General features: G+C 63.9%; 16 protein-coding genes. 13 read left to right on the top strand and 3 right to left on the bottom strand.

Annotated elements, in window-relative coordinates:
• The first annotated feature begins 16 nt into the window (after positions 1-16).
• From HGA39_03945 to cydB, 4 genes are all read left to right on the top strand, one after another.
• Complete coding sequence (locus HGA39_03945; protein ID NTW28499.1) at positions 17-448, top strand: AAA domain-containing protein; 432 nt, start codon at positions 17-19, stop codon at positions 446-448.
• A 156-nt stretch (positions 449-604) separates the two neighbouring features.
• Positions 605-1,000, top strand: coding sequence for an Rrf2 family transcriptional regulator (locus tag HGA39_03940; protein ID NTW28498.1), 396 nt, complete (start codon positions 605-607; stop codon positions 998-1,000).
• A 24-nt stretch (positions 1,001-1,024) separates the two neighbouring features.
• On the top strand, positions 1,025-2,371 hold the full coding sequence (locus HGA39_03935) for a cytochrome ubiquinol oxidase subunit I (protein ID NTW28497.1): 1,347 nt from the start codon (positions 1,025-1,027) through the stop codon (positions 2,369-2,371).
• A gap of 15 nt (positions 2,372-2,386) precedes the next feature.
• A complete protein-coding gene (cydB, locus tag HGA39_03930) occupies positions 2,387-3,400 on the top strand; it encodes a cytochrome d ubiquinol oxidase subunit II (GenBank protein NTW28496.1) in 1,014 nt (337 codons plus the stop codon).
• On the opposite strand, the gene HGA39_03925 is transcribed toward cydB, so the two are convergent.
• Positions 3,397-3,876 carry a GNAT family N-acetyltransferase gene (locus HGA39_03925; protein NTW28495.1) on the bottom strand — a complete coding sequence of 160 codons (480 nt, stop codon included), beginning with the start codon at positions 3,874-3,876 and terminating at the stop codon, positions 3,397-3,399. The genes cydB and HGA39_03925 overlap by 4 nt on opposite strands.
• A gap of 394 nt (positions 3,877-4,270) precedes the next feature.
• Here HGA39_03925 and HGA39_03920 point away from each other — a divergent pair, with 394 nt between their 5' ends.
• From HGA39_03920 to HGA39_03885, 8 genes are all read left to right on the top strand, one after another.
• A complete protein-coding gene (locus HGA39_03920) occupies positions 4,271-5,572 on the top strand; it encodes an O-acetylhomoserine aminocarboxypropyltransferase/cysteine synthase (protein ID NTW28494.1) in 1,302 nt (433 codons plus the stop codon).
• Complete coding sequence (locus HGA39_03915) at positions 5,569-6,750, top strand: homoserine O-acetyltransferase (GenBank protein ID NTW28493.1); 1,182 nt, start codon at positions 5,569-5,571, stop codon at positions 6,748-6,750. Before HGA39_03920 ends, HGA39_03915 begins: the two co-directional genes overlap by 4 nt.
• On the top strand, positions 6,705-7,367 hold the full coding sequence (metW, locus tag HGA39_03910) for a methionine biosynthesis protein MetW (protein NTW28492.1): 663 nt from the start codon (positions 6,705-6,707) through the stop codon (positions 7,365-7,367). Before HGA39_03915 ends, metW begins: the two co-directional genes overlap by 46 nt.
• Before the next feature lie 42 nt (positions 7,368-7,409).
• Positions 7,410-8,531 carry a ribosome small subunit-dependent GTPase A gene (gene rsgA, locus HGA39_03905; GenBank protein ID NTW28491.1) on the top strand — a complete coding sequence of 374 codons (1,122 nt, stop codon included), beginning with the start codon at positions 7,410-7,412 and terminating at the stop codon, positions 8,529-8,531.
• A gap of 84 nt (positions 8,532-8,615) precedes the next feature.
• Complete coding sequence (locus tag HGA39_03900) at positions 8,616-9,344, top strand: ABC transporter ATP-binding protein (GenBank protein NTW28490.1); 729 nt, start codon at positions 8,616-8,618, stop codon at positions 9,342-9,344.
• 4 nt (positions 9,345-9,348) lie between these two features.
• Positions 9,349-11,748, top strand: a complete 2,400-nt coding sequence (locus HGA39_03895) for an FtsX-like permease family protein (protein NTW28489.1) — start codon at positions 9,349-9,351, stop codon at positions 11,746-11,748.
• A 99-nt stretch (positions 11,749-11,847) separates the two neighbouring features.
• Positions 11,848-12,999: a pyridoxal-phosphate dependent enzyme gene (locus HGA39_03890; GenBank protein NTW28488.1), complete on the top strand. Its 1,152-nt coding sequence runs from the start codon at positions 11,848-11,850 to the stop codon at positions 12,997-12,999.
• A complete protein-coding gene (locus HGA39_03885; GenBank protein NTW28487.1) occupies positions 12,996-14,021 on the top strand; it encodes a low specificity L-threonine aldolase in 1,026 nt (341 codons plus the stop codon). The genes HGA39_03890 and HGA39_03885 overlap by 4 nt, the downstream gene beginning before the upstream one ends.
• On the opposite strand, the gene HGA39_03880 is transcribed toward HGA39_03885, so the two are convergent.
• Positions 13,916-15,262 (bottom strand): PQQ-dependent sugar dehydrogenase, encoded by a 1,347-nt coding sequence (locus HGA39_03880; GenBank protein NTW28486.1) that lies wholly within the window; start codon positions 15,260-15,262, stop codon positions 13,916-13,918. The two genes, HGA39_03885 and HGA39_03880, sit on opposite strands and share 106 nt — an antisense overlap.
• Positions 15,263-15,437: 175 nt before the next feature.
• Here HGA39_03880 and HGA39_03875 point away from each other — a divergent pair, with 175 nt between their 5' ends.
• Entirely contained in the window at positions 15,438-15,647 is a 210-nt protein-coding gene (locus HGA39_03875) for a hypothetical protein (protein NTW28485.1), read from the top strand.
• On the opposite strand, the gene HGA39_03870 is transcribed toward HGA39_03875, so the two are convergent.
• On the bottom strand, positions 15,641-16,231 hold the full coding sequence (locus HGA39_03870; GenBank protein ID NTW28484.1) for a TetR/AcrR family transcriptional regulator: 591 nt from the start codon (positions 16,229-16,231) through the stop codon (positions 15,641-15,643). The two genes, HGA39_03875 and HGA39_03870, sit on opposite strands and share 7 nt — an antisense overlap.
• Between the last annotated feature and the right edge of the window lie 98 nt (positions 16,232-16,329).

Genomic DNA, 16,329 nt, shown 5'->3' with positions numbered 1-16,329 from the left:
GAACGCCATCGTGATCATGACGAGCAACGTGGGCTCGCAGTTCATCCAGGCATTCGCCGAGGGCGGCGCCGACGAGAAGTCGATGGAGCAGATGCTCCAAGAGGCCCTGCGCGCGACCTTTAGGCCGGAGTTCCTGAACCGCGTCGACGACGTGGTGGTCTTCCATGCGTTGTCGCTCGACCAGATCGCGACGATCGTGGAACTGCAGCTCGAGGAGGTGCGCAAGCGCCTTGCGGATCGCAAGATCACGCTGACGCTCTCTCCGGCCGCAGTCGAGAGGCTGTCGCTCGACGGCTTCGACCCGGTGTTTGGCGCGCGCCCGCTCAAGCGGCTCATACAGCGCGAGGTTGTGGACCGTGTGGCGAAGGCCGTGATCGAGGGCCGCGTGCACGAGGGGTCGACGGTCGAGTTCGATGTGGATGCGGATGGGGAACTGGTGGCGCGGTAGGGAAGCACGCCTTTCATCGCAACAAGTAGTGCGGCGGGCCTTCGGGTCCGCCGTTTCTTCTTGACTTGAGCCCCTCTGGCAATTGACAGCGCATCGTCCGATGGGGTATATGATATCGTATAGGTATCATATAACACCGGGCAACAGAGGGGACCCATGGACGTCACTCGCCGCACTGACTACGCGATCCGCATCATGCTTGCGCTCGCGCGCGCCGGGGCGGGCCCGCTTTCGGTTCGCGATCTTGCGGAGCGGCAAGGGGTGCCCTACGCGTTCGCCCGGAGCATTCAGCGGGATCTTGTCTCGGCTGGGTTGGTGGTTTCTCGGCGAGGGGCACAGGGAGGGATCCTGTTGGCGCGCCCGGCGGACGCAATCACGCTGCTCGACGTGGTCGAGGCCATTCAGGGTCGTGTGTCGTGCGCAGTGTGCGTGAGCGATCCGGCATGGTGCGATCGGATGGGGGGCTGTTCGGTCCATCGGGTGTGGCAGGAGGTGGATCGTCTGACTTCGGAGTACCTGGGAGGGAAGTCGTTGGCTTCATTACTCGGATAGCAGAAGGAGAGGCGAGGTGGGGAGATGGATGTAGTCCTGTTGTCGCGTATTCAGTTCGCAGTCACGGTCGCGTACCACTTCCTGTTCGTGCCGGTCTCGATTGGACTGGGCCTGGTCGTTGCCCTGTTCGAGCGCAGGTACTACAAGAGCGGCAAGCCGGAAGACAGGGCGGCATCGGACCTGTGGATCCGGATTTTCGCCGCTACGTTTGTGGTCGGGGTGGCCACGGGCGTGACGATGGAGTTCGCGTTCGGCACGAACTGGGCGACGTACTCCCGGTTCGTCGGCGACATCTTTGGCGCGCCGCTTGCCGCCGAGGGCCTGTTCGCATTCTTCCTCGAGTCGATGTTCCTCGGTGTCCTGGTCTTTGGGCGCAGTCGTGTCTCGAAGAAGTTCTACCATGTCTCGGCGTGGTTGGTCTGGGGCGGTTCCATGCTTTCAGCGTTGTGGATCATCATCGCGAATTCGTGGATGCAGACTCCGGCCGGCTACAAGGTGGTTGAGACCGCATCAGGGTCCAAGGCCGTACTCACCGACTTCTTCGCAGCCGCCTTCAACCCCTCCACGTTGCCGCGCTACTTCCACACCATCGACGCCATTCTGATCACCGGCGGGTTCCTCGCAGCCGGCGTCGGCGCGTACTACCTGCGGAAAGGCGTGTATCGGCAGTTTGGCCGCGCCGCAATCTCGACCGGGCTCGCCATCGCAGCGATCTTCTCGGTCCTCATTCTTCCGACGGGACACTGGCAGGCGGTCGAGGTCGTCAATCAGCAGCCGGAGAAGATCGCGGCAATGGAGGGCCACTGGAACGCGGGGCCGATTCCGCTGGGAATCGTCGGCTGGCTGAACCCCGCCGACAAGACCACGACGGCTCTGGAAATCCCGGGTGCCGTGAGCTTCCTCGCGTCGCTGGATTTCTCGAAGTCCTATCCGGGCCTGAACGATTTCGCCGCATCCGATCTGCCTCCACTGCAGGCGACGTACCAGACCTATCACGCGATGCTGCTCGTGTTTGGAGCCTTAGTCATCATCGCGCTCGGACTGTGGTGGATGAATCGCCGAGGCACCCTTGAGAAGAAGCGCTGGCTGTTGGGCGTGCTCATGTGGCTCTGGATACTTCCTGAGCTGGGAATCCAGTTTGGGTGGGCCGCAGCCGAAATCGGGCGGCAGCCTTGGATCGTCTACAGACTGCTGCGCACGACAGACGCCATCTCGGCGACGGTGCCGGCGGGTCAGGTGGCGTTCACGCTCGGCATGTTCGTGGTGATCTACACGATCCTCTACGTGGGCTGGGCGCGGGTTGTCCTCGGCATGATCAAGAAGGGCCCGGCTCTTACCGCCGAGTCCGAACCGGCCGCCGTGAAGGCATAGGGGAGGTGGAGAGCGATGACGCTAGGTGTGATCTGGTTCGTGTTGCTCGGGGTGCTCTTCGCTGGATACGCGGTGCTCGATGGGTTCGACCTCGGCATCGGGGCGCTGTATCCCTTCCTCGGCAAGAGCGATGCCGACAAGCGCGTGATGCGCAGGGCGATCGGACCCGTGTGGGACGGCAACGAGGTGTGGTTGCTCACGGCCGGCGGTGCGATGTTCGCGGCGTTTCCGGCGGTGTATGCGACGGTGTTCTCCGGGTTCTATCTCGCACTCATGCTCGTCCTGTTCGCGCTCATCTTCCGGGCTGTGTCGGTGGAGTTTCGGGCGCACGATGAGGGCTGGGCGAAGCTGTGGGACGGAGCCTTCTTCTTGGGAAGCGCGCTTCCGGCGCTGCTGTTTGGTGTAGCTGCAGGCAATATCCTTCGTGGCGTGCCGTTGGCAGCCAACGGTGAGTTCGCGGGCAACTTCTTCACGCTGCTCAACCCGTATGCGCTCATCTGCGGAGTGTTTGGTCTGACGGCGTTCATAGTGCAGGGCGCCTCATGGCTGGCAGTGAAGTCGAGCGGCGACCTTCACGATCGCGCGGTGGGCGTTCGCTCCACGTACAGCTGGGTCTACATCGGTCTGGCGGCGATCACCTTCGTCGGTACGTGGACCTTGGTGCCGGAAGCGTTCTCGAGGCTCCTTGGCTCACCGGTCGGCTGGCTCTTTGGTGTGCTGCTGCTGGGATCGATCGTGTGGGGACAGCTGTCGATCCGTCGAGGCCAGGATCTGCCGGCGTGGCTAGCGGCATCGCTTTCCATGGTGGCCATGGTCGGCCTGTGGGCCTCCGCGATCTTCCCGCGGCTTGTTCCTGCGCTTGGCAACGACGCGCTGTCGCTCACGATCGAGAACTCGATGTCTTCGCAGCTTGCGCTCACGGCAATGCTAATCATCGCGATCATCGGCGTGCCGCTGGTTCTCTATTACGTGTTCCTGGTCTATCGCGCGTTCTGGGGCAAGATCAGTGCCGAGGGCGACGGATACTAGCTGACATACTTGTCGAGGAAGACGATCTCCATCCCTGGCGCTACGGGCTCCGAGCGCGTGAGCTCGTAGCCCAGGGATCGGTAGAGCGCGAGCGGGCCGTGAGACTCGCTTCCGGTGAAGAGCCGGAAGTGAGTCGCATCCGGGTACGCGGCCTCGAGCGCGACGAGCAGGGCGCGGGCGATGCCGCAGCGCCGCCACTCCGGCAGGACCGCGAGTCGGCGCACGACCACCGCGCCGTCCGGCTCCGTCTCGCCGCGGATCGTGCCCACCAGCGCTCCTTCAGCCTCGGCGACCAGCGCGGCATCGCCGGCATCGAAGGTGGCGGCCACATCGGCGGCGTTTTCGCGCAGAGGCGGGATGTCGGTGCCGTAGCGCTCGGCCTCCGTGAGGAACGCCGCGCGAACCACCTCGGCGATCGCGGTGGCTTCTTCTCGGCGAGCGGGGCGGATCTGGATGTCGGGGCGATCGGCTTGCATCGCGGGTCCTCTCGGGAGGTTGCTGGCTCTGCCAATCATACCGCTGCTTTCCGGGCCGAGGTCGAGGGGCTTTCGCGTAACACGCACCGGACCGCTGCGAAAACCGATCTTGACCTCGCCGAGAATTCCCCCCAGACTGTGCGGAACCGCTTTCGCAATCGCGTTAGCGCAGTTGGCAGGCCGGACATCGGCCCCGAGCACTCACTGAAGGAGGTGTGATCGAGAGATCATGGTTCGCCCGTCTGAGTTCGCAATGATGATGGACATGATGATGACCCAGCCCGGGTTTGTCGGCGTATGCGCCGGACCTGGGCGGCCCTCAACCGACCTCCGCTAGAGCGGAAAGTCGGGTATCGTATCCATCAACGCGAACACAGATAAGAGGCTAAGAATCATGAGCGACTCGACCGCACCCCGTTTCGATACCATTAGCGTTCACGGCGGCGCCACTGCCGACCCCACCACCGGTTCCCGCGCGGTGCCGATCTACCAGACGGTGGCCTACAACTTCAATGACGCGGACCACGCCGCTGATCTCTTCGGTCTGCGCGCTCTGGGCAACATCTACACGCGCATCATGAACCCGACGACTGATGTGCTTGAGCAGCGCATCGCGAAGCTCGAGGGCGGTACCGCGGCGGTTGCGACGGCTTCGGGGCACGCGGCCGAGGTGCTCGCGCTGCTGAACCTCGCGGGTTCGGGCGACAGTATCGTCTCCTCGACGTCGCTTTACGGCGGCACTTGGAATATCTTCCTGCACACGTTCAAGCGCCTCGGTATCGAGGTTCGCTTCGTCGAAACCACCGATACCGAGGGCTTCGCTAAGGCATCAGACGACACCACCAAGGCGTGGTACGTCGAGACGATCGGCAACCCGCGCCTCGACGTTCCCGACATCGGGGGGCTTGCGGCTCTCGGCCGCGAACTCGGCATCCCGCTGATCGTCGACAACACGTTTGCGACGCCGTACCTCTCGCGCCCGATCGAGCATGGAGCGGCGGTCGTCATCGAGTCGCTCACGAAGTGGATTGGCGGACACGGCACGTCGCTTGGCGGCATCGTCGTCGACGGCGGCAACTTCGACTGGGGCAGCGGGCGCTTCCCGCAGTACACCGAAGGCGACCCGAGTTACCATGGCCTGAAGTTCTGGGACGCGTTCAAGGACTTCGCGGGCCTCGGCAACGTCGCCTTCGCATTTCGCACCCGCACGCAGCTCCTGCGCGACTTCGGTCCCGCGATCTCGCCGTTCAACGCGCAGCAGATCCTTCTCGGCGTCGAGACGCTTGCGCTTCGCGTTCAGCGCCACGCCGACAACGCGCTGGCGGTCGCGAAGTACCTGGAGAGCCATCCGAAGGTCGCGTGGGTCGCATACCCCGGCCTCGACAGCCACCCCACCAAGGCCAACGCCGACAAGTACTTGGTCAACGGTTATGGCGGCGTCGTGGTGTTCGGCGTGAAGGGCGGACTTGAGGCCGGCAAGCGGCTGATCGACTCGGTCGAGCTGTTTTCGCACCTCGCCAACGTCGGCGATGCGAAATCGCTTATCATCCATCCTGCCAGCACGACGCACTCGCAGCTGAGCGACGAGGAGCTGGTGACGGCGGGGATCGGACCGGACTTCGTGCGTCTGTCGATCGGTATCGAGAACATCGAAGACATCATTGCGGACTTGGGACAGGCTTTGGAGACAGCGTGACATCCGTGTCTGAAGGCGAACAGAAGAACAGCGTTCAGCCGCTGGCCTCAGGGCCCCGGCTGTGTGTGCTTCCGCAAGGCCTTGATCTGGTCTCGGGCCGGCGTCTCGAGCACGTCGAGGTCGCGTATGAGACCTTCGGCGAGCTGGATGAGCAAGGCAGCAACGCGATCCTGATCTGCCACGCGCTCTCGGGCGACGCTCACGTTGCCGCTGGTTCGGACGCCGATGGCGTCGAGCGGCCCGGCTGGTGGGACGTCATGGTGGGGCCGGGCATGGGCATCGACACCCGCAAGTACTTCGTCATCTGCTCCAACGTCATCGGCGGATGCTCCGGCTCGACCGGGCCGGCCTCGGCGGATCCTGCGACCGGCACTCCCTACGGGCTGCGCTTCCCGCTCGTCACCGTCGAGGACATGGTTGCGGCGCAGGCGGGACTGCTCGATCAGCTCGGCGTGAAGCGGTTGCTGGCGGTGGTCGGCGGCTCGATGGGCGGCATGCAAGCGCTGGCGTGGGCGAAGCTCTATCCCGAGCGCGTCCGCACCTGCATCGGCGTCGCGAGTACACCGCGTTTGGCGGCGCAGGCTATCGCGTTCAACGAGGTCGGCCGCACGGCCATCCTGAGCGACGTCAACTTCGCCGGCGGCGACTACTACGGCGCCGAGCAGCCCGCGAACGGGCTCGCGATCGCGCGCATGGTGGGGCACATCACGTACCTGTCGGACGAATCGATGCGCGACAAGTTTGGCCGCAGGCTGCAGACGCGCGAGGACCTCGCGTTCGACTTCGTCACCGAGTTCGAGGTCGAGAGCTACCTCGCGCATCAGGGACGCAAGTTCGTCGAGCGCTTCGACGCCAACACATACCTCTACATGACCAAGGCGATGGACTACTTCGACCTCGCTGCCGGCGCCGATTCGCTTGCCGACGCGCTCGACGGCACGCCCGCCCGCTTCTTGCTGCTCACGTTCTCAAGCGACTGGCTCTTCCCCACATACCAGACGCGGTTGCTGGTTGACGCGCTACGCAGGGCTCGCGCCGAGGTCTCCTTCGCCGAGATCGAGAGTCCCTATGGCCACGACGCCTTCCTGCTCGAACCCGAGGAGCAGAGGCGCTACATCGAGCCGTTCCTCGAGTGTGCTCACGAAGAATCTCTCGCCGAGAAGGGTGGTGCGCTGTGACCGCTGCCGATTTGCTTCGCGCTGACCTGCAGCTCGTGATCTCGCTCATACCCGAGGGCAGCCGAGTACTCGATCTGGGCTGCGGCGACGGCTCGCTCATGGCGCATCTGCGCGACGAGCGCGGCTGCGATGTTCGCGGCATCGAGGTCAGCGGCGAGGAGATCGCAGCGGCGCTGCGGCGCGGACTGTCGGTCGTTCAGGCCGACCTCGACGAGGGCCTGACCGGACATCCCGACGGCGCCTTCGACGTCGTTGTACTCTCGCAGACCATGCAGATGATGCGCCATCCGGCGTTCGTGCTGCGCGAGATGCTGCGAGTGGGCAAGCGCGGCATCGTGACGTTCCCGAACTTCGGCCACTGGAAGGTTCGCTCGTACCTCGCGCTCAAGGGGCGGATGCCCGTCTCTGAGTCGATTCCGTTCTCGTGGTACGACACGCCCAACATCCACCACACCACCATTAAAGACTTCCGCGACTTCGTCGCCGCCAACGGCGGGGAGATCGAGCGCGAGATCCCGCTGTCAGCTGGGGAGTGGCGCCAGAAGGTCCGTGAGGTGCGCGTGCTGCCGAACCTGCTGGCGGACACAGCCGTGGCAGTGGTGCGGGGGAGAGGGTAGGTTTCTCTGCACTGCCTTGACTGTCCCGTGTATGCTATCCCCGTGCCTGAAACTGCCAACACACCCACACCATCGCTCGCCGATCTCGGCTGGACCGGTCGCGAAGAAGCGCTCTTCGCGGGCCTCGCCGAGAGCGGGTTCACGCCTGCCCGCGTGACGCGCGTCGACCGCGGTCTCCCACTCGTCGCGACCGGCACCGCAGCCGGTACTGTGCGTGCCGAGCCGGCCATGCACCTCGTGAAGACGCGAGGGAGCGCAACCAGCAGGGCGGTCGTGGGCGACTGGGTCGCGCTTGCGTGGCCCGAAGGCCACGAAATGCCGGTGATGGAGACAATCCTTCCGCGCCGCTCGGCGTTTGTTCGCAAGAGTCCCGGCGAGCAGACCGAGGAGCAGGTCCTCATCGCCAACATTGACGTCGTCTTCGTCGTGCAGTCGCTCTCCGGCCGCGGTATCAATGTGCGCCGTCTGGAGCGCGAACTCGTCATGGCGTGGGAGAGCGGAGCCCGCCCCGTCGTCGTCCTCACCAAAGACGACATCGCCGAGGACACCGATTACCAGCGCAACCTCGCCGAGCAAGCCGCGGCGCGAGCCGACGTTATCGTGGAGAGCGCCATCACCGGCGTGGGGATCGAAGACGTCCGCAAACACATTGGTCCCGGAGTCACAGCCGTGTTTCTCGGCGGGTCGGGGGTTGGGAAGTCGACGCTCGTCAACAAGCTCGTGGGCGCCGATGTGCAGGAGACGGGCGCCGTGCGCGCGTTTGACGACAAAGGGCGGCACACGACTGTGGCACGCGAGATTGTGCTGGTTCCCGGCGGCGGCGTCATCATCGACACGCCGGGCATTCGCGGCATCGCGCTGTGGGACGCGGAGGACGGGATCGCCTCGGCGTTTCCCGACATCGATTCGCTTGCCGAGCAGTGCAGGTTCGCCGACTGCCTCCACGGAACGGAGCCCGGCTGCGCGGTCACAGGCGCTGTCGCGGAAGGGCTTCTCCCGGCGCGTCGGCTTGAGAGCTACCGGCAACTGTCGGGCGAACTCGCCGATCTCGAGCGCCGCCGCGACGACAAGGCGCACAAGGAGAGCGAGCGTTCCAAGAAGATTCTGAGCAAGACGATCAAACGGTACTTCGAAGAGGGACACAAGAGCCGTGGGCGCGGGTAGACAGGGGTACCCGCTATCCCCCGGAGGTGGTAGAAACCTTATAGGCTCCGCCGGGGCCTCTGATTCTTCTCAAGGAGATCGACAGTGAGCGATACCGAGGCGGCCACATCGCCGCTCATCCGCTTGACCGACGTCGTGAAGGTCTACGACAGCGGTGAGGTGCCCTTCACCGCGCTTCGAGGCATCAACCTCGACGTGGGCGCCGGCGAGTTCGTCGGGTTGATCGGCAAGTCGGGGAGCGGCAAGACGACGCTCATCAACATGATCACCGGCATCGACCGGCCCACGTCGGGCACGGTCATCATCAACGGCACGCCCGTTCACAAACTCAACGAGAATCAGCTCGCCGTGTGGCGCGGCCGGACCATCGGAGTCGTCTTCCAGTTCTTCCAGTTGCTTCCAACCCTCACAGTCGCCGAGAACGTCATGCTGCCGATGGACTTCTGCTCGATGTACTCGCCGTCCGAGCGCCCACAGCGCGCGATGCACCTCCTTGAGCAAGTCGAGATGGCCGATCAGGCGCACAAGCTGCCCTCGGCGCTCTCGGGCGGCCAACAGCAACGAGTCGCCATCGCGCGGGCGCTCGCGAACGACCCACCGATCCTCGCGGCCGACGAACCCACCGGCAACCTCGACTCCAAGACCGCCGAGTCAGTGTTCAGCCTGATGGAGGCGCTGGTTGATGAGGGCAAGACGATCATCATGGTCACTCACGACAGTGACATCGCCTCGAAGGTACGACGAAGCCTGCACGTTGCCGACGGCGAAATCATCGAGGAACGTATGAACCGGTTGAGCCGAGAGCTGGCCTGACGTCGTGATATCGCCACGGTGGAAGAAGATCGCGAGGGACCTCTGGGGTCACAAGTTCCGGACGTTTCTCGTCGTGATCTCGGTCGCCGTGGGCATCTTCGCTATCGGCGTGGTTATGGGCGGGAGAGGCGTGCTCCTGCGCGAGTTCGACGCCGACTTCGCTGCTTCGAACCCTCCCTCGGCGAAGTTCTCGACAACAGGCTTTGACAACTCCATCGTGCGCCAGATCGCGGCGAGAAGCGATGTACTCACTGCCGAAGGGCGCCGCACGGTGGGTCTGCGCTTCAGCCCCGATTCGATCCCGGCATCCACGGCGGTTGGATGGAGCTCGATCACGCTCAATGCGCTGTCGTCGTTCGACAGCATCAAGATCGACAAAATCGTGGAGGAGCAGTCCAGTTCGTGGCCACCGGGCGTTGGGCAGGTTGTTCTGGAGAAGAGCGCCCTCCAGGTCCAGCAGTTCTCCATCGGTCAGATCATCACCGTGGAGGCGCGCGACGGCTCGAGGGTGCCGCTGCGTGTCGTTGGGTTCGTCCACAATATCAACGCGGTCCCTACCCAGTTCACCGACACCGTGACGGGATACATGTCGATGTCGTCGCTGCGTCTTCTCGGCGAGCCTGAGGTGTACAACCGGCTGGCGCTGTCGTTCGAGCCTGGGCTCTCGCAGGCCGCCGCAAGCAAGATCGCCGTCGACATCCGCGACAACGTTCTAGCCCCGGCGGGCGTCAAGGTGCTTTCCACCACCGTGCCCAAGCCCGGCAGCCACTTTCTCGGCGACATCTTCAAGGCGGTTTCGCTGCTGCTGCTCGCTCTCGGTGTGCTTTCGCTTGCGCTCTCGGGATTTCTGGTGGTGACGACGGTCTCGGCCGTCATGTCGCAGCAGGTGCGACAGGTCGGCATCATGAAGGCCGTCGGCGGGACTGCGCGCCAGATCACCGGGATGTACATGACCATGGTCGCGGCCTACGGAGTGCTTGCGCTGCTGGTGGGCGTGCCCATCGGGCTTATCTCGGGCAAGTGGTTCATCGCGTTTGCGGCCGACATCATGAACTTCCGGGTGACCGACTTCACGTTTCCCACGTACGTGGTGGTGCTTGAGATCGTGGTGGGTCTGCTGGTCCCGATCGTGGCGGCGATCGTCCCTGTGCGCGCGGGCGCGCGGACCAGCGTGGTCAAGGCACTCAACGCCACCGGCATCTCGCCCAACTTCGGCCACGGCATCTTCGACCGCCTGCTCGGGCTCATTCGCGGACTACCGCGCCCGGTGGCACTTTCGCTGCGCAATACGTTTCTGCGCAAGGGGAGGCTGCTGCTCACGCTGACGACGTTGGTGCTCGCCTCGGCGGTCGTCATGTCGGTGCTCTCCGTGCGCGCCTCGATCCTCAAGACAGTGGACGAGGTGGCATCGTTTTGGAGCTATGACTCGCTGGTTGTCTTCTCCAGCGCCGAACCCGGGAGTGCTCTGGAGCGTGAAGCGAAGAAGATCGGCGGTGTCACGGCAGTCGAAACATGGTTGGAGTCCAGCGTCTCGCTCAAGCGCCAGGACGGCAGCGAAGACGAAGGCATCTACGGAGCCGGAATCCCGGTGAACAGCACGTTCGTCAACCCGGCGCTTCTTTCGGGGCGGTGGCTCAGAGCCGGCGACGATCACGCGGTGGTCGTCAACGCGGATGTGATCAAGGACCAACCCAACCTCAAAGTCGGCGACACGATCACACTTACGATGCGCGGAGCCAAATCGGACTGGAAGATCGTTGGGATTGCCGCTGGGCAATTGCGTGGCGAAACCATCTTCTTCAGCCGATCAGCGCTCGACTCCGCACTTGGAGCCGGCGGGGGAGTGACGCGGCTGCTGGTCAAGACGGAACTCCATACCGAGCAGGCCCAACAGCAGGTCGCCGTCGCGCTCGAGACTCGCCTCGAGAAGGCGGGCTTTGCGGCCTCGGGCAGCGAGACGCAAAGCACCATGCGCGCCACCATCGCAAACCAACTGGGCATCCTCGTAACGTTCCTGGTGATCATGGCGAGCCTGCTGGCGATTGTGGGAGTGATCGGATTGACCGGCACGATGACGATCAATGTGCTCGAGTCGACCCGTGAGATCGGGGTCATGCGCGCGATCGGAGCGGCGCACGGCTCGATCTTCGGCATCTTCATCACGGAGGGCGTGGTGATCGGGATTATGTCTTGGGGGCTTGGGGCCATACTGTCGTGGCCGCTTTCCATCGGGCTGGTCAGCGCACTCGGTGGCGCGATGGGAATGCACCTTGCCTACCAGTTCTCGTGGTTCGGGGTCGGTCTTTGGCTCGTGTCGGTCGTTGCGATTGCGGTCGTAGCGAGCTTGCTTCCGGCGTGGAATGCCTCGCGGGTAAGCGTGCGAGATGCAATTTCTTATGAATAACGTCTGATGTGGCATCCAAATTGCGGAAACTACGCATGTGATGTCACACGGGTGACGTACTATGCAAGTGTAAGTCCTGCCTAACCCTAGGAGCCACGCGTGTCCGACTTTCCGCTTGCTGACGTCTATCCCGGGCTGTCGGCTATTCCGCGTGCCGGTATCGCCACGCTTCCTACTCCTGTCACGCGAATGCGCCCACGAACCCCCGAGACCCCGAGTGTCGCCATTCTGGGGCTGAAGTCCGACGACAAGACCAGTGGGCTTTATGGCGGGAACAAAGTCCGCAAACTGGACTTCATTCTCGGTCAGGCGCTTGCCGAGAGGCGACGCGCCGTGATCACATTCGGCGCCTACGGGTCCAACCACGCTCTTGCGACTGCGATTCACGCTCGTGCGCTCGGGCTGAAGCCGCACGTCGTACTCACACCACAACCGCCGACCCGCTATGCCGAGGCGATGTTGCTAGCGCATGCCGGCCAAGGCACCGTCATCCGTGTCGCCGATACCCAGTCGGAAGCACTGCGACAGGCCGCGATTCTTCGGCAGGAACTCACGGAGCGCGAAGGTATCGAGCCGCTGGTCATTCCCGCTGGAGGAAGCTCGCCTCTTGGCGCTATCGGCTACGTGAATGCCGCTTTTGAGCTGGCCAATCAGGCGAGGGAGCTAACCAGGCTTCTCCTTGGCGGTCTGCCCAAACGCGAGTGTGTGGACCGTCTCGCATCGGTGGGTACGGTGTATGTTCCGGCAGGCACTCTCGGCACCGCTGTTGGTCTTGCTATCGGATTGGCGGCGACCGGCTTCCCTCACCGGGTCGCCGCGGTCAGAGTCACACCTGTCGAGATCGCCAACCAAGCTGTCGCCGAGAAGCTTGCCGATGAGACGGTTGCGCTCTTGCGCTCTTTTGATCCATCCTTTCCTGAGCTGCAGTTCACCGACCTGAATATTGAGTTCATCGACAGCGCCTACGGTGACGGTTATGCCGTGCCGACTGCTGAAGCGCTTGAGGCGGTCGAAAGTGCTGCCGCCTACGGGGTCCGCCTCGAGAGCACATACACCGGCAAAGCGCTTGCGGCCATGCTTGGTGACGCGTTCGCCGGCCAGCTGGAAGGAGAGCTTGCCTTGTTCGTCAACACCTATAACTCGGCTCCTCTGCCGGGACCGGGTCCAATGGATGCGTTGCCGGAGGTACTCCAGGACTACATCTGGGAATGCCGGTCGCGCTTCGGCTCTGCAGATGGGACGCATGCATGATGGTGGGCTGGCGCGGGTTCGGCAGCGACAATTACGCGGGAGTTCATCCCGAGATTCTCTCGGCAATCGCCGAGGCGAATGTAGGTCACGCTGTGGCCTACGGTGACGACGAGTGGACCCGTAAGGCGATCTCAGTCGTGCGGGATCTGCTCGGCGAGTGCGAAGTAGCGTTCGTGTGGAACGGCACCGGCGCCAACGTGGTCGGACTTGGGGCGGTGTGCCGTCCATGGGAGAGCGTCGTGTGCGCTGACACCGCGCACATCAACACCGACGAGTGTGCGGCACCCGAGCACATCGCCAACATCAAGCTGGTGACGGTCACTGCTCCCGATGGCAAGCTGACCCCCGAGCTGGTTCTTCCGGTTCTGACAGGCTTTGGGTTCGAGCACCACGCACAGCCGCGCGTCATCTCGGCATCAAACTGCACGGAGCTCGGGACTGTCTACTCGCCCGCGGAGCTGCGCGTTTTGGCCGATCTCGCCCACAGCCACGGGATGCTGCTGCACGTAGACGGTGCGCGCTTGGCCAATGCCGCGGCGAGTCTTGGCTGCTCGCTGTCGGCAATCACCGGCGAAGCTGGAGTGGACCTGCTGTCATTCGGCGGGACGAAGAACGGCATGTTGGCAGGGGAGGCCGTGGTGCTGTTCGGTGAAGCTCGGACCTCCGTGCTGCCGTATGTGAGGAAGCAGTCCGGTCAACTTGCGAGCAAGATGCGGTTCGTGACAGCGCAGTTTGCGGCGATGTACGGGACTGACCTGTGGAGCCGCTGCGCCTCTCATGCCAATGCCATGGCCGACCGCCTGGCGCGCGGGGCTGCGGCGCGCGGGATCGAAATCGCCTTTCCCGCGCAGGCCAACGAGGTCTTCGCGTTCTTGGCTGCCGAGCAGGTCCCGGGGCTGCAGGAGCGCTTCCACTTCTATGTGTGGGAAGAAGACGCCGCCCACAGCAGATCGCTCGTGCGCTGGGTCACCTCGTGGGACACGACGGCCGAAGACGTCGATGCGCTCCTGTCGGCGCTGTAGACGGAGCGCTCGGCTACCACCTTCGATGCCCCGTTGACCGCCCAGATCGTGCCGTCGTGGTCGACCAGATAGAGTTCGCCGCGTTCGTCGACCCCAAAGCTCGCCGGATGCGTGCTCGTCTGCAACAGCGTTGCCACCTCTGGTGTCGCAAGCGCGGTGCCGTCGGGAGCGGTCAGTCGCACGCCGCCGATCCAACCGTTGATGTAGTCGGCGTAGAGGTACGTGCCCACCATCGCGGGATAGTCGCCGCCGCGGTAGACGTAACCGCCGATGACGCTTTCACCTGTCGGGTGCGGGTAGTCGAGCACGGGGAAGCTGAAGCCAGCCTCCGAAGGGCTGGCTCCCGCAGGGTAGGGATGGTTGCCTTCCCACAGGTTCCAGCCCCAGTTCTGGCCGCTAGCACCCTTCGGCGCGTAGTCGATCTCCTCCCACGCGTTTTGGCCCACGTCTCCTATCCACAGCGCGCCCGTGCTTGAGTCGAAGCTGAATCGCCAAGGGTTGCGCAGCCCCAGACTCCAGATCTCGCCACGTGCCCCGCTCGTTGCGACGAAGGGGTTGTCGGCAGGAAGGGAGTACGCCACCGAGCCCGAACTCGCCGACACGTCGATGCGCAGCATCTTGCCCAGCAGCGAGCCGAGGTCCTGCGCACGGCGCTGCGGATCGCCCGCGCTGCCTCCATCGCCCATGCCGATGTAGAGCATGCCGTCGGGGCCGAACTGCAGGCACCCGCCGTTGTGATTCGCGTAGGGTTGGACCACCTTCAGGATGACCTGCGGTTCGCTCCATCGAGGTGTAAGCGAGCTGGGTGAGTCCGCCGTATATCGTGCGATCACGGTGTTGCCTTGCGTGTCCGTGTAGTTGACGTAGAGACGCCCGTCAGTCGCGAAATGCGGCGAGAACGCCATGCCGAGAAGCCCTCGCTCGCCGCCTGTCGAAACCAAGCCGCTGAGATCGAGATAGGCGGCGAGCTGAACCGTACCGTTCGCGATCTCCTTGATCGCGCCGGTCTGCTCGGCGACAAACAGCCTTCCGGAACCGTCGCCGGCGTTGGTCAGGTAGACCGGCTGATCCAGTCCCCTCCAGAGTGGCTCGAGGGTCAACGACAGGTGATCGAGATCGACTGCCGGCTGCGCGGGGTTCGTCGGGGCCACGGTAGAAGTTTGCGGCTGCACCGGCGTCACCTTGGTCGCCGGCGTGCCGGAGGAGCAGCCCCCTGCCGCTGCGAGCGTCAACACGAGCATGAATGTGAGCGTCGGAACGCGTAAGGAAAACCGGTGATGTGTGGGCACGTTATGTCTGCTCTCTTCCGAGATGCGCGGTTCATGTCAGGTATGTACCGCGAATCAAGGGTGCAGCTTCGCACGACGATGAGGAAGGCGGATATAATGGAGCAAGCCCCTTCAGGGAGAGACGGTAATGAGCGAGAACTGCAAACTGCGCGAAGCGAACGGCGAACCGGGGCGCCTGTGCGATGGGGGAGCCTGTGCCTTCTGGCGCGTGGTTGAGCATGTCAACGACGAGTCCGGAAGTGGCTGCGCCATCCAGCACTACGAGTTGATCGGCGACACCGACGTCTCGGCGTGGCTGCTGTCGGTCAAGGAGCGACTGACCCGGCAGGATCAGTAGGGCCGAATCGCGTTGAACGCGACTCGCGTGATCTGGGCGAGTACGTCTTCAAGCGGTTTCTCGGGTTCGAAGGCGAGCCAGTCCAGCGCGACCGTCGCGGTCATGCCAAACAGCGCCGATGCGGCAAACGACGGATCCACGTCGTTGCGGAAGACTCCGCTCGCTATTCCCTTGACCACCACGTCGTGGATGACCTCACCGAGCTCAGAGCGCAGCATCACGAGCGTGCCGCGCCACACCCGGTTCTCGCGCCACATCTCGGTGAGCAGGAGTTTGGAGAACGACTTCTGCTCCGACACAAATTCAAGCTCGGCTCGGACTATCGCCTCGATGGCGGCGCGGGGGTCATCGGCATGCTCCTCGGCCGCACGGCGGAACTCCGTGATGAGCGGGCGGAGACGGTCTACTATGAGCGCCTCTACCAGATCGGCCTTACCCGCGAAATGATAGTAGACGGTGCCTTTCGCGACGCCGGCGCGCTCGACGATGTCGTCGACCGAGGCGTCCGTGAACCCACGCTCGCCGATCAGCTGCATAGCGGCGTCGAAGAGCCTTCTGATTGTGGCCTCGGAGCGTGTCGACATCGACTCGGGTTTCTGTGAAGAGTTGACTGTTCGGTCGGATTGTAACCCAAAAACGGGTGCAGGCGTCTACCGAAGACGGCCGTCTGAGCGCGCTTCGC

It is taken from the genome of Coriobacteriia bacterium (assembly GCA_013336165.1).
In the GTDB taxonomy this organism is placed as follows: domain Bacteria; phylum Actinomycetota; class Coriobacteriia; order Anaerosomatales; family JAAXUF01; genus JAAXUF01.
This window is presented reverse-complemented; position numbering and strand designations above follow the sequence as displayed.